This is a genomic window from Aphanothece hegewaldii CCALA 016, from assembly GCF_003007785.1.
Taxonomy (GTDB): domain Bacteria; phylum Cyanobacteriota; class Cyanobacteriia; order Cyanobacteriales; family Microcystaceae; genus Chroococcus; species Chroococcus hegewaldii.
This window is the reverse complement of record NZ_PXOH01000028.1, coordinates 1-21,089: the sequence shown is the minus strand read 5'-3', so window position 1 is coordinate 21,089 and position 21,089 is coordinate 1. Positions and strand designations below refer to the sequence as shown.

At 40.0% G+C, this 21,089-nt stretch carries 26 protein-coding genes and 1 pseudogene; 15 read left to right on the top strand and 12 right to left on the bottom strand.

Features of this window, described 5'->3' with window-relative positions:
- Positions 1-134: 134 nt before the first annotated feature.
- On the bottom strand, positions 135-356 hold the full coding sequence (locus tag C7H19_RS19375; protein ID WP_106458575.1) for a hypothetical protein: 222 nt from the start codon (positions 354-356) through the stop codon (positions 135-137).
- Positions 357-664: 308 nt separating this feature from the next.
- Here C7H19_RS19375 and C7H19_RS19370 point away from each other — a divergent pair, with 308 nt between their 5' ends.
- The 7 genes from C7H19_RS19370 to C7H19_RS19335 all read left to right on the top strand — a co-directional run bounded on the left by C7H19_RS19370 (position 665) and on the right by C7H19_RS19335 (position 8,027).
- A complete protein-coding gene (locus C7H19_RS19370; RefSeq protein ID WP_106458574.1) occupies positions 665-3,502 on the top strand; it encodes a DEAD/DEAH box helicase in 2,838 nt (945 codons plus the stop codon).
- Between the two features lie 10 nt (positions 3,503-3,512).
- Positions 3,513-3,953, top strand: coding sequence for a UPF0158 family protein (locus tag C7H19_RS19365; protein WP_106458573.1), 441 nt, complete (start codon positions 3,513-3,515; stop codon positions 3,951-3,953).
- Between the two features lie 2 nt (positions 3,954-3,955).
- A complete protein-coding gene (locus C7H19_RS19360; protein ID WP_106458572.1) occupies positions 3,956-6,034 on the top strand; it encodes a site-specific DNA-methyltransferase in 2,079 nt (692 codons plus the stop codon).
- A 113-nt stretch (positions 6,035-6,147) separates the two neighbouring features.
- Positions 6,148-6,378, top strand: a complete 231-nt coding sequence (locus tag C7H19_RS19355; RefSeq protein ID WP_106458571.1) for a hypothetical protein — start codon at positions 6,148-6,150, stop codon at positions 6,376-6,378.
- Between the two features lie 36 nt (positions 6,379-6,414).
- Entirely contained in the window at positions 6,415-6,789 is a 375-nt protein-coding gene (locus C7H19_RS19350) for a DUF2513 domain-containing protein (protein WP_106458570.1), read from the top strand.
- A 436-nt stretch (positions 6,790-7,225) separates the two neighbouring features.
- Positions 7,226-7,570, top strand: a complete 345-nt coding sequence (locus C7H19_RS19340) for a hypothetical protein (RefSeq protein ID WP_106458568.1) — start codon at positions 7,226-7,228, stop codon at positions 7,568-7,570.
- A 22-nt stretch (positions 7,571-7,592) separates the two neighbouring features.
- Complete coding sequence (locus tag C7H19_RS19335; protein ID WP_106458567.1) at positions 7,593-8,027, top strand: hypothetical protein; 435 nt, start codon at positions 7,593-7,595, stop codon at positions 8,025-8,027.
- Between the two features lie 220 nt (positions 8,028-8,247).
- On the opposite strand, the gene C7H19_RS19330 is transcribed toward C7H19_RS19335, so the two are convergent.
- Positions 8,248-8,487, bottom strand: coding sequence for a hypothetical protein (locus C7H19_RS19330; RefSeq protein ID WP_106458566.1), 240 nt, complete (start codon positions 8,485-8,487; stop codon positions 8,248-8,250).
- A 508-nt stretch (positions 8,488-8,995) separates the two neighbouring features.
- Positions 8,996-9,220 carry a hypothetical protein gene (locus tag C7H19_RS19325; protein ID WP_106458565.1) on the bottom strand — a complete coding sequence of 75 codons (225 nt, stop codon included), beginning with the start codon at positions 9,218-9,220 and terminating at the stop codon, positions 8,996-8,998.
- A 218-nt stretch (positions 9,221-9,438) separates the two neighbouring features.
- Here C7H19_RS19325 and C7H19_RS19320 point away from each other — a divergent pair, with 218 nt between their 5' ends.
- From C7H19_RS19320 to C7H19_RS19285, 8 genes and pseudogenes are all read left to right on the top strand, one after another.
- Entirely contained in the window at positions 9,439-10,263 is an 825-nt protein-coding gene (locus tag C7H19_RS19320) for a hypothetical protein (RefSeq protein ID WP_106458564.1), read from the top strand.
- A 58-nt stretch (positions 10,264-10,321) separates the two neighbouring features.
- Positions 10,322-11,110, top strand: coding sequence for an SMODS domain-containing nucleotidyltransferase (locus tag C7H19_RS19315; protein WP_106458563.1), 789 nt, complete (start codon positions 10,322-10,324; stop codon positions 11,108-11,110).
- 908 nt (positions 11,111-12,018) lie between these two features.
- The gene (locus C7H19_RS19310) at positions 12,019-12,987 is read left to right on the top strand and encodes a tyrosine-type recombinase/integrase (RefSeq protein ID WP_106458562.1); all 969 of its coding nucleotides are present in this window, start codon (positions 12,019-12,021) and stop codon (positions 12,985-12,987) included.
- On the top strand, positions 12,987-13,682 hold the full coding sequence (locus tag C7H19_RS19305) for a hypothetical protein (protein WP_106458561.1): 696 nt from the start codon (positions 12,987-12,989) through the stop codon (positions 13,680-13,682). Before C7H19_RS19310 ends, C7H19_RS19305 begins: the two co-directional genes overlap by 1 nt.
- Positions 13,683-13,712: 30 nt before the next feature.
- A complete protein-coding gene (locus C7H19_RS19300; protein ID WP_106458560.1) occupies positions 13,713-14,606 on the top strand; it encodes a hypothetical protein in 894 nt (297 codons plus the stop codon).
- A gap of 131 nt (positions 14,607-14,737) precedes the next feature.
- Positions 14,738-14,980, top strand: a complete 243-nt coding sequence (locus tag C7H19_RS19295; protein WP_106458559.1) for a hypothetical protein — start codon at positions 14,738-14,740, stop codon at positions 14,978-14,980.
- Positions 14,977-15,433: pseudogene (locus tag C7H19_RS27255) on the top strand (HNH endonuclease). The gene C7H19_RS19295 and the pseudogene C7H19_RS27255 overlap by 4 nt, the downstream one beginning before the upstream one ends.
- Before the next feature lie 57 nt (positions 15,434-15,490).
- Positions 15,491-15,739: a DUF4926 domain-containing protein gene (locus tag C7H19_RS19285; RefSeq protein WP_106458558.1), complete on the top strand. Its 249-nt coding sequence runs from the start codon at positions 15,491-15,493 to the stop codon at positions 15,737-15,739.
- A gap of 220 nt (positions 15,740-15,959) precedes the next feature.
- Here C7H19_RS19285 and C7H19_RS19280 read toward each other — a convergent pair whose 3' ends face one another.
- The 9 genes from C7H19_RS19280 to C7H19_RS25375 form a co-directional block, all read right to left on the bottom strand.
- The gene (locus C7H19_RS19280) at positions 15,960-16,355 is read right to left on the bottom strand and encodes a single-stranded DNA-binding protein (protein ID WP_106458557.1); all 396 of its coding nucleotides are present in this window, start codon (positions 16,353-16,355) and stop codon (positions 15,960-15,962) included.
- 126 nt (positions 16,356-16,481) lie between these two features.
- Complete coding sequence (locus C7H19_RS19275; protein WP_106458556.1) at positions 16,482-17,159, bottom strand: hypothetical protein; 678 nt, start codon at positions 17,157-17,159, stop codon at positions 16,482-16,484.
- Positions 17,160-17,213: 54 nt separating this feature from the next.
- On the bottom strand, positions 17,214-17,759 hold the full coding sequence (locus tag C7H19_RS19270) for a siphovirus Gp157 family protein (protein WP_106458555.1): 546 nt from the start codon (positions 17,757-17,759) through the stop codon (positions 17,214-17,216).
- Positions 17,760-17,817: 58 nt separating this feature from the next.
- Entirely contained in the window at positions 17,818-18,048 is a 231-nt protein-coding gene (locus C7H19_RS19265) for a hypothetical protein (RefSeq protein ID WP_106458554.1), read from the bottom strand.
- A gap of 81 nt (positions 18,049-18,129) precedes the next feature.
- Positions 18,130-18,795: a hypothetical protein gene (locus C7H19_RS19260; RefSeq protein ID WP_106458553.1), complete on the bottom strand. Its 666-nt coding sequence runs from the start codon at positions 18,793-18,795 to the stop codon at positions 18,130-18,132.
- Between the two features lie 58 nt (positions 18,796-18,853).
- Positions 18,854-19,237, bottom strand: a complete 384-nt coding sequence (locus C7H19_RS19255; RefSeq protein ID WP_219907689.1) for a DUF7222 domain-containing protein — start codon at positions 19,235-19,237, stop codon at positions 18,854-18,856.
- Between the two features lie 15 nt (positions 19,238-19,252).
- Complete coding sequence (locus tag C7H19_RS19250) at positions 19,253-19,657, bottom strand: hypothetical protein (protein WP_106458552.1); 405 nt, start codon at positions 19,655-19,657, stop codon at positions 19,253-19,255.
- A 74-nt stretch (positions 19,658-19,731) separates the two neighbouring features.
- Positions 19,732-19,938 (bottom strand): hypothetical protein, encoded by a 207-nt coding sequence (locus tag C7H19_RS19245; RefSeq protein WP_106458551.1) that lies wholly within the window; start codon positions 19,936-19,938, stop codon positions 19,732-19,734.
- Positions 19,939-20,269: 331 nt separating this feature from the next.
- A complete protein-coding gene (locus C7H19_RS25375; protein WP_146136550.1) occupies positions 20,270-20,836 on the bottom strand; it encodes a hypothetical protein in 567 nt (188 codons plus the stop codon).
- Positions 20,837-21,089 lie beyond the last annotated feature (253 nt).

Sequence of the window (21,089 nt, the reverse complement as noted above, 5' to 3'; positions counted from 1 at the left end):
ATAATAAAATAGATTAATAATCTATAAGTTTTGGGTTTAATACCAACCAAAAATTATTTATTTGTTTGATTATGAAAACTACAGGCAAGACTAGAATTTATCCTGCTTGCCTCACTTTTCATAAGGTAATTCAATTAAGCGGCAGAAGAATCGTATGGTTCATAACCATTTCTAATTGCTGCTTTAATAAATGCAGTTGGGTTTTGAACACGATTTTGCTCTAGTGCTTCTTTCAAAGCTTCTACAGCTTTTTTAATTCGTTCGTAATCATTGATATATTCATAACAAAGTTGTCTTAAGCTTGGATCATAAATATTAACACCATAACTTGCTAACTCTCTTAATAAGTCATTCATAATTTATTAATTTATTTAATCGCAATTTATAAGAGTGTGCCTAATTTCCCTAAAAGTAATCCTTTTAGTGGGTTTGGCTTCAATCATTAAGTAAGTCGTTTTCTAAACCTTCTTTCATATTAAACTACATAGAAAATTTTGACAAATATTTTTTATGGGCTTATGTACTTATGTACTTTAATTGAACTTATCATCTTAGTGAGGATTCATTCACGGGCAAACGTTAGCTATTTAATGACGCATTACTGCAAATAGCAATATTACGAAGCTAGTTGGGAATTATAGAGATAAAAGCAACTCTCTAGTTTATGACCTCTAGCACTACGGTTAGGACGATCGGGTTATTATTACCCACTTTATTAAAAGCAGATCTCGTAGGATGGCGTAATACAGGATGGGCGGGTGTTACTCGTACCACCGCAGAACTGTTAAGCTACTGGTTTGAAGAAGAACGGGATGGAGCTAACTTTCATCCTTGCCAGCAACAGGCCATAGAGACAATCATCTATTGTCATGAAATTTTAGGTATTGCTAATCCCTATCAGTTGTATCAAGAGTTTTCCCCTAATAATCCGAGAGTGGCCGAAGCGGCTCAATCTACAGTGTTACGGAATGAATTAGAAGCGATCGCATTTCCAAAATACTGTTTGAAGATGGCTACAGGAAGCGGTAAAACATGGGTACTCAATGCGCTGCTAGTGTGGCATTATTTCAATGCACTAAATGGAGAACTGCTAAGAGATGGTGAGGGTCAACCGCGTCCCACTCCGCTAGGATTTACTAAACGATTTTTGATTGTTACGCCAGGAAAAGAAGTACAAAAGCGGATTATCTATTCAATCGAAAATGATCTAAAAAACTTACCTCTATTTGTGCCGCCTGGGGCTAGATGGCGCGATCGCTTTCACTTCGAGCTATACACCCCTAGCGACTTTCGGGAAAATTTGACTTTAACCGATGATGCTTTCTTAGTGGTCACGAACTGGCAGCAATTTCGCTTTGCTAAGGATAACCCGTCACTGTGGGAAACGTTCTTAGGGGAAAGGGAGGAGATCCCAAAAGCAGAAATTATCGCTGATTTACTGACTCAATATCCTGATCTTTGTATCCTCAATGATGAAGCGCACCATGTTCACGCCACTAGACGACCCAATAGAGATACAGGTCGAGATGAGGAGTTAGTTTGGCGGCGGTTTATGACTTTCTTGCACGATCGCCAGATTGAGCAGCATCTTGAAGGGCAAAGAGTCTTTCAACAAATTGATTTTAGTGCGACACCTTTCTATGGCAGTGGTGACAGTAAAGATTATTTTCCCCACATCATCTATGATTATGACCTCGCCCAAGCTTCGGCGGATCTATTGGTTAAACAGCTATTTTTAGAGCAGCGTCAGGGTTACAACCTAGAAGCCCTTGATTTCCGCGCCGAACGAGAACCCACAACAGGAAAGAGGCGAGGGAAAATTCTCGGTTTGTCTCCTGGCCAGAAAATCATGTTAGAAATCGGCAAGGAGAAGTTAGAGCAGCTAACAGAGGAATTCAAAGCTAAGGGAATTGACCGTAAGCCTGTCATGCTCGTTCTAGCTGAAGAAACAGAAGTCGCTGATCTCGTTGGAGACTATTTCAACACGCTGGCAAACCGAGATGGAGATTATTATGACAGCGATCGCACAGTGGTCTATCATTCCAACCTTAAAACGGCTGATTATGAAGCTGCGGCTAATAAGTTAAATGATATTGATAACGATCGTCTACCGCTTCAAGTGGTGGTGTCGGTGCTATCAGTGCGAGAAGGCTTTGACCGTACTAATATCTGTGTCATCGTCATGCTGCGGGCATCTGAGGCTGATCTGTTATTAGAGCAAATTGTCGGGCGTGGATTGCGTTTGATGTTTCCTGCCTATAAGAGCGAGTATGATCAGATTCAAGATCTGAAAGAGGAAGCCCGTCAACAACTGCTCAATCGTGAAGCCCCTAGTAATGCTTTTGATTGCCTCTTTCTCGTCGAACACCCCAAGTTTAAAGACTTTTACGAAAACTATCTGAGGGCGCAAGGTTATGCGATCGCCTCTGGGGATAGTTCTACGAAGAAGGCTACAGGTGATTTAATGCCTGTCGATGCTCAAAGCGATCGCCTCGATAAGTATGACATTAAATGGCCAGTGCAGATTTACGATGATATTCCGATGCCTAAGCTCCATGAGATCGATGTGATGAAGTTAGGTCATTATATGGTGCCATTTGAAACTCAGAAATCGATGCCGATTAAAACGATGATCACCGATGTTCATGTAGAGACGGACACGAAGGCGAAAACATGGGAACTAGAGAACGATTATTTTGACTATTTCTACTTTCTGCAACGAGTGGCCCGCGCTGTCACCCAATCGAAGAAGACCACCCATCTAAGCGGTTTGTGTACTGAAATTACTGGATTAGTCGATGAATATGTAACCCGTCGCTTGTTTACCAAAGAAATCGACTTCACCGAACCCGATAATTACCGAGTATTGCAAAATCAGCAGGTCATTAATTTTGTCAGTGATCAGATCAGGACAGCGATCACCAAAGCGACTGACGATCTGCTCTATCATCCGAGTGCCACATGGCGTAGTTTATCAGATGTTCCTCGGTTGTTGATGCGCTTCAAAAATATGGTGATTACGCCGCGCTGTATCTATCCCTATCAAGCGGTGCAGTCAGAAAAAGGTGGTTTTGAACGTCAGGTTATGACTAAACTACTAATTCCTTCTCCTGAAGTGTTGGCCTTTGCCAAGTTAGACAGGAAACATGAATTAGCGATCGCTTATCGAGATGACAGGGGGATACAACGCAAGTACGAACCTGATTTTATCGTCAAGACAGCCAGTAAAATGTTTATCTTGGAGACGAAAGGCGATCATCTGATGACGCAATCTGACACTGCTCTTAAAGCACAAGCGGCCGTAGCATGGTGTAAATCTGCATCGAGAGTCACACCACCTCTAGGCATCGACCAACCGCAAGAGTGGGAATACATTTTACTCAAGCAGAGTGTTTTTAATGCTAATGAAGGAGCTTCATTTAATGCCCTGTTGCCACTGATGAGGCAGGAAGTCGTCATGTTAGTAGCAGGGTTATATGGTGAATTGGGATTAGAGGTTTAAAAGAGGAAATATGACAACACTTTCGGGTATTGATGATATTGAACGGATCAGTTCACTTTTAGAGTCGCATGAGGTTGATGGATGCTATGGATACATTGATCTTGAAACGGGAGAACTTCTATTTGGACATGAAGATGATCCCGAACCTCTGTATTTAGAAGTTGATGAAGAAGATGATGAGGAGTTTGAAAAGCGTTATCTTTCTATTCCTCATCTCGGTTCACAGCCTGCTTACAATGACATGGTTGATTTTATTGCAACTGTAAAAGATTCAAAATTACAGAATCAGTTAGAAAGAGCGATCGCTCTTCAAAGACCCTTTGCTCATTTTAAAGATGTCATCAAAGGATCTGATGAACTTGATCGCTGGTATGAATTCAGTGGCGAGTGTCGCTATAACCGCACCGTTGAATGGCTCAAAAGACATAACATCAATTTACCCAACAGCTAAACATGACAAGTTACCGCCGTCGCAAAGACTCCGCTAAATTAGTTTGGGACAATAAACCTAAACGCGCCCCGAATCCCAAAGACATCGAATTTCAAACCGCCGAGATTGTCATTCCCAATCCACAGGAAGATCAGGGAAAATTACCGTTATTTGCCATGCCACAGCCAGGGGTAACATCTTTGTTTCCTGGTCAGATGGGTGAGTTACCGTTAGGGGGATTTAATATTGATAAAACTAAAATGAACCGTCTGATTTGGGGTGATAATTTGCTGGCGATGCAGGCGTTATTAGCTCAAGGATATGCAGGGAAAATTGATTTAATTTATATCGATCCGCCGTTTCAAAGCTCGGCTGACTATTCATTTGATTTGAAAATTGAAGGCAAAACTATAGAAAAGGAGGCCAACATCATTGAACGATTAGCTTATATAGATACTTGGGAGGGAGGATTAGATTCTTATTTGGATATGATTTACCCTCGCTTGCAACTCATGAAAAGATTACTTAGTAGTAAAGGTAGTATATATATTCATTTAGACTGGCATATTGGGCATTATGTAAAAATCATTTTAGATGAAATTTTTGGTCTAGATAGTTTTAGAAATGAAATTATATGGAAAAGAACATCAGCTAGAAGTGATTCGCATACTTATAACCATATTCATGATGTTGTTTTTTTATACTCAAGGTCTGATGAATTTACATACAATGTTCAATACACAGATTATGATCAGTCTTATATTGATAATTTTTATAGAAGTGTAGAAGAAGGTACTGGCAGAAAATACACGCTTGATAATGTTGCAAGTCCAAATCCTCGCCCTAACATGATGTACAAGTGGCGTGGATTTGATCCACCAGATAAAGGATGGCGTTATGAATATGAAACGATGGAACGGTTATATTCGGAAGGTTTAATTGTTTTTAGCAATACTATGCGCCCCAGGCGTAAGCGTTATTTAGATGAAATGCCTGGTGTTCCGCTACAGTCAATTTGGACAGATATTAATCCTTTGTCTGCACAAGCAATAGAAAATTACAATTACCCTACTCAAAAACCTGAAACATTTCTAGAACGAATCATCAAAGCCTCATCTAACGAAGGTGATTTAGTTGCAGACTTCTTCTGCGGCTCAGGCACCACAATGGCAGTCGCAGAACGTCTAAACCGTCGCTGGATCGGTTGCAACCTCGATAAAGTGGGAATCCAAGTCTCTAGAAACCGCCTCGTCAACCAACAAGCCTCACCCTTCCTGCTAGAGAACATCGGCAACTACCAACGCCATATGATCTATCTCTCTGGTAGTCGCATCAATGAAATGCAGCGTATCATTCTCAAACTCTACGAAGCGTTCCCTCGGAGTGATCGCCCTGACCTTGGCGTTAGAGGAGATGAATTAGTCTATGTCGGTTATCCAGACAGGCCTGTGACCGCTAAAAAAGCGATTGAACTGGCTGAGGATGCCCAGATCCTAGATGGAACGGGATACTCTACCCTAGTCATCCTAGCTTGGGATTATGATTACAACTTCACCACCGAGTTAGAGAGTCGCACTAAAGCACTTAAAGGCAAACTCAAAACCGAAATTAAAACCCTGACGATTCCCCCAGAAATTTACAACTATTTGAAAAAAGCCAAGAATGAGGAAGATTTAGCAGGACTTAAAGATAAAATCCTCTTCCATGAAAAACCCTACTTCCGCATCGGTACACCCAAAGTACAGGATATGGGTGACGGTAATGTGGTTATTACTATCGAAATTGCTCGCTATGTTCTGATGGATTTTCCCCTCAGCGACGATAAACAAAAAGCCGAACTTAGAAAAGTGATTAAAGATAATTTCGCGGCTTTGATTGATTATTGGGCAGTGGATTGGGACTATGACGGTAAAACCTTCAAATCACAATGGCAAGCAATTCGAGGCAACGGCAAACGCTCATCAACAGTAGTAACGGTGGCTACCAGTCCTGAGTTACCGAAAGGGAACAGAGCGCACCCTTCGGGATCTGCAAGGCAGATCGCTGTACGATTGGTGGATGTTTTTGGCAATGATGCGAGTGCGACGGTTGAATTAAAGTAAATGCTTTTTTTGTACTACTACCAAGATTGACTGAACTTTAACATCTCTCTATCTTAAAGGGTATAATAGTTCTCATGTATTAAGTACATTTTCACAAAGGAGGCTTAATTTTTATGCAGTTTAAAGCAAATCTCAACACACGAGACTCTATATTGGCTTCTTTGCAAGTTAAACAAGCAATGGAAAAACAAATCAAAAGTAAATTAGCATTTGTTAGATGCCCTGAACATAAAACTACAGTGCAAAATATTAAAGTCACTGGAAATTCAGCATCTTCTTTTAAAGTTGAAATGAAATATTGCTGTGATCAATTAAAAGCCGAGATAGAAAAAGCATTGAAATAAGTATTATTCTTGAAAACTATCTAAAATCTTATAATTATGAAAAGAGACATGGAATTAGTTCGTAAAATTCTACTAAAAATCGAAGAATCGAACACTTATGATGAGCCTATTGATATAGAGATTGAAGGCTATACTCAATCAAGTATCAATTTTCATGTAGCCATTATGAAACAAGGAGGATTAGTAGAATTATTTGGAAATCCTATAGCGACTTTTGACTCTTCTACAAGCTATTTTCCTTCTCGCTTAACTTGGCAAGGCTGTGAATTTCTTGATGCTAGTAGAAACGAGAATGTATGGCAAAGAGCCTTGAAAACAATCAAAGAAAAAGGTGGTGGAGTGGCCTTTGAGGTGATTAAAGCTCTCTTGATTCAATATGCAAAAGAAGAATTGAGTATTTCTAGTCGTTGATCTTAGCTAAACATACATAAGTCTGAGCGATCGCCTCCCTAAAACTTACTAAACGGCTGACCCAATCACTGCTAACACTTAGGCTAAATGGAAGGAGCGCTCGCCCCATCTTAGTCTGACTAAGGGGGAACTGCGCGCTCGCCTTAATCTGACCATCTACCAAGCGGATAAAGCAGCTAAAGAACAAGAAATGAATGTTAATGATTATCTGTTGAAGATAACGGGCTGGAAACCGTCTTCTGGAAAACGTCCAAGATACTATCCAGTCAAGAGTTGAGCAATTAAACATTTTCTTTTCCATTTATCTGTGGGGGGTTTAGGAGATGGTCTATTCCCTAAAAAACCAACAATCGCTATTTAAGTGGAGTGACATTGTTATTTTCTATTGCTTAGTAGGGAACTCTAACTCGTAAGAGATTGAGAAAAAAAGCCATTTATGGATAAGTTAGTTTCCGATATAGCAAGTTTAGGTGTGCCTGGATTAATTTTTCTGTTTCTTATAGCCGTGTCAGGATATGCAGGAGCAGCAGCTATAACAACGGCACTAGCAACGCTAGGTGGCCCTTTTGGAATGATTGGTGGTGTTGGAGTTCTTCTTCTACTTACAAAAATTTCTAAAGGAATTGCAGAGTATGGAGTTGATGAGCTTGCTAAAAACGTTGTAAGAAAGATGATTGAAGAAGGAAAAACTAAGGCATCTATTATTAAGGAAATAGATGAATTTCCTCTAATTTCATCTGATTTAAAGAAAAAGCTTTGTCAATTCGTTAAAGAAAACTAATAGATATTTTAAGGAAAATAGGATGATTTTTGGAACTAAGAAAGGCGACCGTCGAGTACAAAATTTATTAGAGCTACTCGAATTAAAGTATTCAATCGACCAAGATGGAGATTTTAAAGTAATAGTAGAGTTTAATGATGGTCGTTCACAAGTTGCCTTTATTGATTCAGACACACAAAACATAGGTGATTTTGAAATTAGAGAAATCTGGTCAGTCGCTTATGTTTCTGAAGGGTTTTTAGATATTGATACAGCTAATACTCTACTTTTACATAATCATCAACTCAAAATGGGTTCTTGGCGTTTAATCCCTGGAGAGGATAATACTTTTTTAGCCACCTTTTGTGTTCAGATTTCTGCTGATTGCGATCCTGAATCTTTTGGTCAAGCATTAGGACTTGTTTTAGAAACTGCTGATGAAATGGAAGAAAAATTAACAGGAAGAGATCATTTGTAAACCTCAGTACAGATTGATTGATAGTCAAGAGAAAAGTAACTGTTGCATCACCTAGATCTTACAGTTACCTATACCACCCTTAACCTTTTGGTAAGTCAGAATACCCCCCCGATCTAAAGATTTCCTCACTTCGTTTCTAATTGGGGCGGGGTAACTGGTTAGGGGAAAACCCCCTAAAACCCCCTTCGGGCGGATGGGCAAGGAAGGTTTTCCTTTTAGTTCATACTTTTCCCATCCATGAATGATCTGTTTCTTCTGGAATAGGAAGGTCGATACTCATATTGCTAAATAGTTCCCAAACTTTTTGGGCTTTTTCACCTTTGAATTCAAAAAAATCTGAATTGCCTTTTTGGTTATTTACATATAGTTTAACTGTGCAATCTTTATCTTTCTCAAGTTTTTTAATTTCATTTAAAGAGATAATTTTTTCTCCTAATTTGATAAAGTTTTTATCTTTCATAAATTCCTTTGTTGAACTTAACTTCTTTCTTAGTATTCCCAATAGCAAATACCAACTCTCTATCTTCTTTCCCCGAAGCCCAAAAAAGGCCTTTGCCGCCGTCGAGTGGCCACCCAACGGTTGTCAGGCTGATAACCTTTGGAGATCGTGGCTCTTGTCGTCGCTAATTACCTTCACTACATCCACGCTTTAAAAGCCCTCTTGGGGGACTGATTTAATTGTTATAGCGATCGCTCCCGAAAGACGAAAAGTTATTTTTTTAGTCTCAAGGAATGAATGTGAGTTAGCGCATAAAATGAAACTGAGACAACGAAAATATGTAGTTTCAAACTCGATTTTTTGTGCATAAAGTGAAACTCGTCGCGCTGATAATGAAATTACCTCTTAAAATTTGCGTATAAAATGAAACTTTCTTTAAGTGACGAATCTCGAAATAAGACTTGGACATATCCTTAACAAGAATTTGGGCGAAGGTGATGGAGCGACTGGGCATCACTCGAACTTGAGATTAGGTTTTTGCATTACGGATGAAGGAATTGAGAATAGAGGCAGGTAGTTCCCACTCGGTTAACCAAGTATCGAAGTCTGGATGCGTGTTGATGTGATGCAGGATGCTGTTGATGAGTTCGGTGACGTTCACCATCAGTTGCCAGAGGATGCGTAGGGTAGCTTCTGGGGCTTTGAGAAGCGATTGGATGGTAATTTCGTGGTTTTGGGATTGTTGGTCTGACATGGCTTTTTTCCCATATCTATACTATACTATTGTACTACTAAAGCAGTTGCTGGTTTCTGAACTAGACAGGCTTTAACAAAGCTCTACCATTTTTTATCTGTTTTTTAAACTGGCTTCTCGCAGTTTTTGAACAATATTTTATGGAATGGTAACTAAAATTATTCTTGCTATTATCAAAGAATATTAAGCTTATTTTCTATTGTTTTAAATTAATCTCTGTGAATAACTTAAAAGATCTACCAGATATACGAAACCATCTATATGACGAAGCTGAAAAGCTATGGTGGTGGAGTATTTATCTTAATTTGGGTGCACAATTCTCGTCATTAATTGTAGTTCTTATTAATAAAGCTTGGGTTTTAGCAATTGCTGGCTTTTTGGCATTAGTCGCACCAATAGTAGTAATTTGGCTTAGAGAATCTGCAAGTACATTTACACAACAAGCTGATAAGTGTAGACGACTGATTTTATATGCAGACGGTTTAGGGGAAGAAATATCTAAAGATGATTTGGCAACGATTCGGTCATGGGCAACTGGGATTCAACTTAAAGAAGCACCATTTATTAGTCCTTACTATGCTTCTAATCTACCATTTGGAACACTTAGACTCGTTGATATTGTTGCAGAATCAGCTTACTTTACTTCCCACCTGGCGGGCAAAGCAGTAAATTACTTAAAGCTCATTTGTGCTATTTCAGTAATTGTACTACTCAGTATCCTGTTTATTAGTATTTCTGTATTAAATTCGATGAGTATAGTTATAATAATAGCTAGAGTTGCTATCTTATTTACTACTTTTTTGTTATCTGGAGATACGTTTTTGCTATTGAAAAAATATACAGACTTAAAAGTACAAGCGAACGATACTTTTAAAGTATGTGCAAAATTACGTAATGAATCACAATTATCACTCTATCAAGCTATGCAAATGGTTGAAGATTATCATCTTACTTTAATACAAAGTCCTCCTATCCCTTTAAAACTTTACTTAAAATACCGCGAACATCTCAATGATGCTTATCGAAAAAGTTATGGCTATTAGTCTGTTTTACAGTCAATAGTATTAAGGATTTTTCACTCACTTTAGAAGCTTTAAATTTATGTCAGTTTTATCTTATTTAGAAAATCTAGCAAGTCTCCTTAATATGGCTGAACGTGAGTCTATCAATATAGACCGTTCTATCAATACTCTCCATACAAGATTAGGAAATCGTTTCAGCACTGATCAACTCAAAGAGCGATTTAGATTTGGTTCTTCGGTTCGGAGAACAATGCTACCAAGAAATGCCGACCCCAATTCTGATGTTGATTATATGGTGGTATTCGATAATACACTTAACTATAAACCGCAAACTTTTATGTCTTACTTAAAAAAATTTGCAGAAATCTACTACTCAAGATCTGAAATTTATCAGTCCTCACCAACAGTTGTTTTAGTTTTAGGACACATTAAATTTGATCTAGTACCTAGCTATCGTAACTGGAATAATCTTTACATACCAGCACCTCGAACTCACTATAATGATTGGATGATAACTGACCCATTATCATTTAACGATACGATTGAAAAAGTTAATAAAAATACAAACTTTTTGTTTAAACCTATGATTCGTTTATTAAAATACTGGAATGCCAGTAACAGCTACATTTATGAGTCATATACTCTTGAACAGAAAATGACAAATACGAGTTTTTATTTCTGTCATAATCTTAAAGACTATTTGTTTTCAGCAATAGATAGCCTGAATATTTGGGATTTGCCCAGTTATCAGCATCAAAAAGTTGAACGTGCGAAGCAAATAATAAAAAATGTCCGTCAATATGAACAAGATGGTAAGTCAATTTTTGCTGAACTCGAAATTAAAAAGCTATTTCCCGAATTATCATGAAGGACTTGCTACGCCTAGAACTAGCAAACAGAGGATTATGTTGACTGGAACCTGAAAATTTAGGTTAGTACCGACCAAATCAAAATTTTAAGTAAATAATAAAAATTATCTACAACAATTAAACTTAACCATTAACATTAATAACCCTTCTGCCACTTTACCATCGACTTAAATAGCATTTCACACTGCTTACACTTCCCCTTGATCCATTGGGACGGAATCGTAAACCGTTTCCTACATCTGGGACATAGAGACAGCAACCTTAGCCGATGATGCTCACACCCTGTGCAGTTATAACAACAGTGTCCCTTTATTACTAATTTTTCGAGCTGGAGAAATCATTTTTGTCTCCTCCCCAAGATCATTTACTTATTTCTCTAGCTTAAGCCTAACGCTTCTTGCTCTGTAGGCTCCGCTTAAAACATAAAATTTCACCTTATGTGCAAATCTGTTTCAAGTTATGTACAACAAATTTCACTTTATGTGCGAAACCACATGAGACTGGAACGATAAGATTGCAGCGATTGGAATCATAATATTGCAATCAAGAAGCCTCAAAGCCCTATTCTGTCGTAAACTAAATTCGTCCTGTTTTTCATTACTGGAACCATAACATTGCAGTAACCCACTAATTGGAACCATAAGTCTTCAGTGACTCCATAAAATTTAATAACCTTTTCAGCCTAAAAGTGACAAAACTTGACCGCTTAATCTTAAGAATCGCTCTTAAACAGGACTTTTTGCCGATTTTTAAAATTAGAAGCATAAAATTGCAGTGGGACATTGGAAGCATAAGACTTCAAGTTACTGCAAAGTTATGGTTCCAGTGACACCACAATGGATTTGACAACGGTTCGTTGACATTCTAAGCTAGGTTACGGAAAACAACATTACCATAACCTAGCTCCGTGAAAACACAGGCACTCGTCAAACCAGAAAAATTCGGTTCTCTCACTTGTGACGAACCCGATCTGCTGGCTCAATTATTATCAGATAAGCGATCGCCTGAAACCCGTCGTGGTTATGCGAGAGATCTACGCGACTTTTTTAGATTTGTGGCAAATGTTGATGAACCGACTCCCGAAGTTGTACAAGCCTTCTTAAAATTAGATCAGTTTCAAGCCCTCTCACTGGTGCTGCGCTACAAATCCCATCTCTACGATGAGCGTTCCTTAAAAGAAGCAACGGTAAATCGGCGGTTGGCTGCCATTAAATCATTAGTGCGTCTGGCGAACCAGTTAGGACAATGCAGCTTCACTTTGTCTGAAATCAAAGGGGATAAAATAGTTAGATACAGAGATACTACTGGCGTGAGTAAAGAAGTCTATCGCCGTATGCTTTCCATAAGCGATCGCAGTACTTTAAAAGGGAAACGCGATTATGCGATTCTACGGCTGCTTTGGGATAATGCGCTGCGTCGGGGCGAAATTGAAAAAGCCGATATTAAGGATCTAGATTTAAGTGAACGTTCTTTGTTGATTTTAGGAAAAGGCAAAGGTCAACAAAAACAAGCGATTACCCTATCTCGTCTGACGGTCGAGGCAATTATGAATTGGTTACAGGCCAGACGGGAACTAGATGTCACGCAACCTCTATTTATCGCTTTAGACCGAGCTTATTATGGTCATCGGCTGACGGGAACGGCTATCTATAAATTAGTGGATGCGATCTCTATTTCAGCAGGGATTAACAAGAAACTCTCACCACACCGCATCAGGCATTCAGGGATTACGGCGGCTTTGGATGCGACGAATGGCGATGTGAGGAAAGTACAAAAACTCAGTCGTCATGCCGACTTGAATACTTTGATGATCTACGATGACAATCGAAGGGATGTACAGGGAGAAATATCAGATTTACTATCGGAGTTAGTTTGATGAAACAATCGATGTTGTTGTTTTTATCGGGATTAACGGTTTTTGGGACTGGCCTTGTTCCTCTAGCCGCGCAGCCTGCCAAGTTTGAGTCGGCTTTAGAGAAAACCGAAAGAGAGGATTTTACGGGAGCAATTCAAGACCTAAAAACAACCGCCGTTTGGTTTGAGCAACGACAAGATGATGCCAATGCTTACAAGAGTCGCGTTTTAGCCGATTATCTTCAGTGGCTTGAAACCCGAAAAATTAACTTCGAGCGAGGAGTTGATGAGGCGTTACCTTTTTTCTATCAATTAGGTAGTTGTTTAGGAGCCGATTGCGCCTATTCACTGGTTTGGGTTAATCCTGAGTCTGAAGCAAATCGATATGGCGGGGTTTTGATTCTAGAAAAGAATTTAAGAATGATTTCTCATCCAGATGGCTCAGGAATTCCTGTTGTGGCGATTGTCGATGTTCAAATTGTGCCGTCACTCAAAAGTAACGAGACGATTATGATCGATTGCACTTCACCTCAAATCAAGGGTAAAGACACTTACTTATTCGCTCTGGTTCAACCTTTAGGACAAGATGATGAAGAATACTATACCCAAATTAGACAAGCTTGGAAAATTGAGCCTCGTCTTGAGAAAATCGAGACTTTGCCTTCAGAAAATTTGAAACAGATTCGCTGTGTTAATCCCTGTCCTGGGGGATGTTAATGAAATTAATGTTAAAAGAGAGTTGATGTGATGGCTAGACGAGCTAAAGATGAAATTACACAAGTCGAAATCGATGAAATCTTGGCTGAAGCAGGAAGAGACACTACGACAATCTCCGTTACCTCGATTACCGTAGAAAAGATCAACGACGAAGTTGAGCCATTAACCGATACTGAGGAAAAGGAAAAAAAACGCCTAGAGAAAAAAGTCGAGAGAGCCTTTTATGAAGCGGGGTCAGCCCTCAAAGAACTGCGAGACAGAAAACTGTACCGCAACACTCATACCACCTTTGAGGAATACTGCCGCGATCGCTTTGGTCATAGTCGTCAAAAATCTTATTACCTCATTGCGGGTGCTGAAATTTTCCAAAACTTGTCAACGAATCGTTGTCAAATTCTCCCAACGACTGAGTATCAAGTCCGTCCCCTGTCTGTTTTAGAACCACCAGAACAACTCGTCGCGTGGAGTCAAGCGGTAACAGAAGCCTCCTTTAAAGTCCCGCCAGCAAGACTCGTTAGAGAAGCGGTGCAGCTTTTTCAAGACAAACCTCATAATATCTTTGAAGTCTCTGAAGTCGTTGGAGTAATGGCCAAAGATAACCCAAAATTACGCGGGAAAAATGGCTGTTGGGCGATCATTACTGCGGTACATGAATTTAGTTGCGATCTACAATTCTGGAACGGAGTTGCTGATGGAGTGAGAATTGAGTATATTAAAGAACTCGGCTATACATCGGACGAGTGTCAATCAGTTCAGCAGTTGTGTAATCGGATTAAACGGCTACTTATAAGAGACGATTTAGAAGAGACAGCCTATGCTTTTTTAGGAATACTAGGAAAGTTAAAGCGATCTTGTTTGACTGAATTAGAAGATGAGATGTTATTTATTTTAGAAAGAAATTATGGAATAATTAAATTTAAATAGTATTTATTTTTTAGTAATAAATAAGCTCTTTAAAAAATGAAAGATGATATAATTACGAGTAACAATAAGATTTTCAAATTCGTTTTAAAAGTTGAAAATGATTGCGCTTAGGAGTGAAAAAAAAGAGAGATATGCTAACAGAACTGATGGTCAAGCCTTCATCATGGATCGAAAAAGAAATTCAATTTTCTCAAGTTAAAGGACTTTACTTATTCAAATTTACTGAAGAATTGCAAGCTCGTTTAGATACCCTTTCCGAACAGGAGAAACAAGGACAATTAAACTCAGAAGAAGAAGCAGAACTGGCGGGAATTTTAGAACTCAATCAGATTTTTACTCTGCTCAATGCTAAGATTATTGCTCAATCGAAATGATCGATTCTACTATCCGATTACAAGTTAGAGCGAGAGCTAATTATCTCTGTGAATATTGTCATTCATCTGAAGATGCCAGTGCTGCTTTATTTGAGATTGATCACCTGATTCCTCGGTCATTAGGTGGATCTGACGAACTGGTTAATTTAGCTCTTGCGTGTCAACGATGTAATCGATATCGTTATAACTTTGTCACAGGAATCGATCCGCTCGTCACAGGAAGAAGTTTCATTATTTAATCCACGTCAAGAGAAATGGTCAAGTCATTTTATCTGGACAGCAGATGGCTTGAAAATTATCGGTTTAACTCCAGTAGGACGAGCAACAGTACAGCGTTTAGATCTAAATGATGAATTTCATAATGATGGTTTTATTGTAAAAGCGCGTCGGTTTTGGATAAAAGGAGGTTGGCATCCTCCTAGCACAGATCCTATTGAAAGAAAAATGAGTTAGCCGCAGTTTCTATATTGTCGTCGTTTGAAATGATTTACCTTCACTTTTTAGATAATTATGACTCAAATTAAACTACACGATACAGTGGCTCTGGTTGAAGATACAAAAACTCATCGATTCATGACTTCAATAGAAATTATTTTGCGTCGGGGACAAGTCGGGACAGTTGTTGAAGAATATAAAGATGGAGAAGCATTTGAGGTTGAATTTTCCGATGATCGAGGACAAACCTATGCTCTTTTAACGGTAAAGTCCGAAAAGCTAATTCCTCTTTTTTATGATTTAGCCGAGCTTAACGTGCGTTAGTAATTATTAATAATTACTTTGACAAAATCTAAGAGTTTATGTAAGTCTTTTTGCAACAAATTTAGGTTTTGTTTTGTTGTATTCATTTGAGTAATAGATGACTTGATGTTAAGTCAAAAAAGTTCAATTCGAGGTTAAGGAGTCAATGAACGATCGCTCTGATGATCAATCAAAATAGAAAGGCGCACGCCACCATCTGATTTAACCATTTAATACCTTACTATTGAATCATTGATTCAGCATCGCGGCTGATCGGCCTGACTTTTAACTCTTGTATTGGCTCAAAGGTAATTAACCTTTCATATTTGTTTTTGCCAGTCTCGTCCTTACCCACACACCTTGTAAAGAAAATCGCCGCACCGTAACTGTTCTCAGGCGATCGTCTAACATAACGTTGATTATTCCAGATGACGATCGCCGCACCATAACGATCCATTTTTTCCACCTCAGCATCGATGGAAGACCAATCGAAGGTAGGGAAGTTTTTCAGGGACTGTTTATAGTTGGGTGCTGGCTTTTCTGGAGCAAGGCGATCAAGTGCGATTGCTATCTTTTCCAATGCTGCAACTTGTCTTTCTTGAAGCTTTAGCCATTGCTGAAATTGGTTGTCATTCATTGTTTTTCCTCCATTCTTTCATCGTTTAGAGGGTTGCCCCTCCTCATTGTACTAATTTGTGTTCGCTAATTTAGGGAAATGTCCCCCAACAGCCGAGGGACAAAACTTGTTTACAGCATCCATGTTTCATCTGTTCGCTTCTTCAATTCCTGCCTTTAAAGCTTCGCCAGCATTCTCGAAACAGCCGCTCAAATAGGGGTCTTCAGGAAATTCGTTAAAGGCCATCATTCCCTGTCCGTAGGTAATAGAAAAGGAGTAGTGTCTTTTGTTATTTGGACACAGCCAGACTTGTACCGTGTGCGTTCCTTTAGGGGATTTTCTTCGATAGACTTTGCTCTCAAGAAATGGTTTGAGAACTTGGGACACGCGGCCTAAATGACCGCAGCGATCGCAGTAGATATCTAGGCTGTGGGGGTGCTTTCTATAAATTTCGGGGTTTCCGCATTTTGGGCAGACTTTCATTTTTTTTGGGGATAATGGTTTTTCAGTAAGTGGGATAGCACTAGCCCATCCAGCTTCAAACCAAGCTTGTTTTATTCTCTGAATTATTTCCTGATCATGATAAGTACCATAAATTGAATTGTAGTCTCCAGATGGTAAAAAGCAATAACTAGGAACTTCCCAACCTAACCCTTGCGCTTCTTTGTTCCAGTCGTATCGATGCGCGTATTCTTTAACAATTAGTACTCCATCTTCAATGTAATAAGGAATTTCCCAACTGTAAGTTAAGTCCTTGCAGTTGTCTCGGTTTGGACAATATTTTTCAGGGCATTCATGTTCTATTGGGCAAAATGGTTTTCTCATTGTAGTTATCAAGGGTAGTGGATGACTTAATTAGGGAAGATGCTTGCCTTTGTTCTAGCGGATAATAACTGAGTATTCGTGTGATTCAGAGAGGAAAGCCCAACCGATAACCCCTTGAGCATCAGTTTTGAGTAGTTCTTTAATTTTGGTCAGCTTCGGCGTGTACTCTACCTGAACGTATTCGGGGGGTAATTCCTTTGGAGAAACATTTAATAGCACTCGCGGCGGTTTCTTCCGAAGTCCAATTTTGACCGTTACCCCATCAATGCGGTTGATTTGGGCGTGTTGCATCTGCAACGTTAGATAGTGTCTCAACCGAGTAGCAGTATTCTCCGCTTGTTCTGCTAGAGTGCGAATCCGTTTCGCTTCGGCTTTGCGTGCTTCTGACAGGCTCTCTTGGTGGCGAATGTAGGCGGCCACCTGTTCGGCTTTGGTCTTGAAAGATTCCCCAGTTTGTAGCCATTGGGAAAAGGCTTGCTCTAGTTTGGTTTCTCGTTCAGAGTCGGTTAAGGTTTCGTCCTCTTGAATGAGCGCGATCGCGTTTTCTAGCTGTTGAATTTCTTCGGATAGTTCCCAGAGTCGAATTGTTTGTTGAGTCATGATTTTTTCTCCTTTAATGGGAGAGAAGGAACCCTCTCCCAAAAACTTTGTTAAGTTATCAATTGCCTTTTTGTTGCTCGTAAGCTTCCAGCAGCTTCATCAAAGAATCCAAATCGAAGTAGTTTAAAGCTGCGCTCAACTTGTGAAATTGCTCCCATTTTTCTTCGGCATAAATCTTGTTATTGGGGTCAATTTCAAGAATTCGGCAAAGTTCATAAAAATTAGTTTTCCAGTCTAAGGTGGCAATGGCGGTCACGAGGTATTTGAGTTGTTCTTTAGTAAGTGTCATTTTTGCAATTCCTATTTCAGTTATTAGTTATCAGTGAAGTGACCAGTGACCGATAGACGATAACTGGTCAATGCACGTTAATTAAGCAGCAGGTAAACTACGCTGATTCGGGTTTCCGCCTAGTTCTTGGCGTTGGGCGATCAACGCTTGTAACTGCTCAGAAGACCAGCCGTTTACACAGGTAAGGGCGCGGGTTCCCTCTAAATCAGTCAGTTGGTCGCCAGTTGTACTCATGAAGGCTTTGATGAGTTCAAGCTGTTGGTGTTCTTCCTCTGACTGCCGTTCTCGCCAGTCAAAATTTACGGTGTAATAAATCCCTTTTTCCCCTATTTCCTTGTTAAAGCTTAAGGTGAAAATCCCAAAGCCTGGATCTCCATAACTCATTGCTTCTTGCACTTTGTTAAATAAGTGGGCGATCGATTGCTTTTTGATATAGCTACAACAGACCGTATTTTTGGGCAGAATTTCTAGGGGAACGTTGGGAGCAGCAATATAAAATAGTTGAATCCACAGCACGTTTTCAGTTTTCCCCAAAGTACCGAAGAATTTGGAAGCTTTGATGATTGCAATATCTACCTTTTGGTCTGGGTTAGTTTTGCGGTGTTGGGCTTCGTAACCACCGATAAACAAGCCGCCATCTTTGCAGTTGAGCCGCACGGAATAGGGAATATCGGGTAAGCAGATTGCATTGTCAGGACGTGTACCAAAGACGCTAAATTGATTAGAATTAGATTTTTTCGTAGCCATTGTGATTTACTCCTTGTATTTTTGTGTCAATTTCTGTTTGTTGAAAGATAACTTTTCACTACTTACCGTCAATTAGCTGATGAGCGAATTTCTCGCAGGCATACCAGACCATTAGGTTTTTAAAAGAGTCAAAGTCGTCTAACATATCGCTGCGTCCAAATTCGGCAATCATAGCGGCGACGTTTTTGTAACCTGTATCTTCGGCATCTTCTACGGCCATGTCCCAGATCTCGTCAGCAAATTTGTCAAAAATCTTGACAGTATCGCTGGTGTAAGTAATGTAGGGAAATCCGCCATCAGCCCCATGTAAGGCGATGTCTTCTGCATATTCGTGTAGGTTGGCCTTAAACCAATTTGTGAAAGATTTAGAACGGATAATCATCTTAAAAGTCCAAGAGCGATGTAGTTGATGGGATGGAGTGACCAGCTTCTTACTGGCCACTAAGAACAAAAACCTTTACCAGCGTGGTATGTAGCCTGTGGTGTAATAGTTGTACTCGTCGTAATCACAGCCGAAATGCTTGGATTCTTCTGATTCGACTAAGTAATCAAGCCCGAAACTGTGACTATCCGAATAACGCTGCATCCCTCGGATCTTGATTTCTGCTTCAAATTTTTTGAGATATTTAGGCTTGCGAACTTCACACCAATAGCAGCGATAGAAGGTGTTTAAAGTTTTAACGTATCCTGCTACCTCGTCTTTTTGGCAGCCTAGATAAACCATAAAGGCTGGCTCTGTCTCTGTTGCATTGCCCCAACCATGCGGATCTTTAGAAGATTCACAAATTGCCACACTTTCACACAGTTGAGAGACTTTAAAACTACCGTTGGGTGAAATTTTTAAAACTGCATCGTTTAACATGGAAATTACCTCATTGAAATTTGGGGATGAGCCGAGGTCTGATACTTTGGTCGGTTTCTGCCTCGGCTTATTGATTATTTACAAGCGTTGATTAAAAGGTCAGCTAAGGTTAAGTCTGCCTTGCTAACTGTTTCTTTTGCTTCCATAGCCTTGACAAGATCGGAAATGCGCTCGATCGCACCATTAAGATCCATTGCTTCTTCGATGGTGAGGTTAAGATCCTTTTCTTGCACAATCAGCAAGTTTTTTAGAGCCGTTTGTAAAAGTTCTTTAGCTGTCATTTTGGTCGATGTCCTTTAACTGAACTGATTTTATTATAGCGTGTCGTCATGCTATAAACAAGAGTTTTTGAAAAAGTTTACAAAACTTTATAGCGTGTCGTCATGCTAGGATAGATAAAGAATTGAGTTAATAAAAATGCCGAAAGGACGACCAGGGGGAAACCCTGACTTAGAAAAGCATCAATTCTCTACCGATAGAGAGGAACCTTGTACGGCTAAACTGACGTTACGGGTTCCGCCATCTCAGTATGAGAAGCTTAAGCAGCTACCCAAATGGCAAGAAAAAGTAAGAGAAGCGATCGCCTCCCTTCTTGAAAAACAACAACAACAACTAGAACAAGGACAACTGAACAGCAGCGCGACCGAGAACGAGACCGCAGCCAAACCAGCCAGAGCAGCCAAGAACAGGGGACAAACCCCAACCAACGGGACAGGAGAGAGAACCTAGGAAAACCAAGCAGGGAACACCAGAGCCAAGAGCAAAAGCAAGGGAAGCCCAAGAGCCAGAACCCGAACCGCAGAAACAGCGAGACGAAGAAGAAGACGGGACAAGACCAGCAGGACAAGGGGAAGAAGGAAACGAAACCCACAGACCAGCCGCCGCCCCCACAGCACGAACAACCGCCACCGAACGAGCAGCAAACGCACTCCTTCCAGAACCGAAAGCAGAAGCATTAAAAACACGAGCCGAAGGAAAAGCAGAACGGAAGAACGCATCGACACCAGCCGCACAACCGACGAACACGTCAGCCCCCGACGGAACAAAAGAGACAGCGACAGAGCAGCCAGACGGAACAGAAGACCGGGAACCAGAGAAACCGAAAGCAGAGAACCGAGAAAAAACAGAAGCAACCACAGCAACAACCAACGCTACACGACTATTATAGCATGACGACACGCAAAAAACAACACTAAAAGCCAGAACGAGAGAGGCAGCCAGACCGCGCCTTTTCCCATCTGCCCTAAAAAATCAGCATATTAGGGATTAGCAGCAGGTGATGGAGATACGCCATGTTTGAACGCTTTACAGAAAAAGACAGTCGCGGCTACTGCACGCGCTTTTAAAACCAGCCTAGTAATCATGCTCGCCCAAGAAGAAGCCCGGCGTTTGGGTCACAACTTCGTAGGAACAGAGCAGATCTTACTAGGAT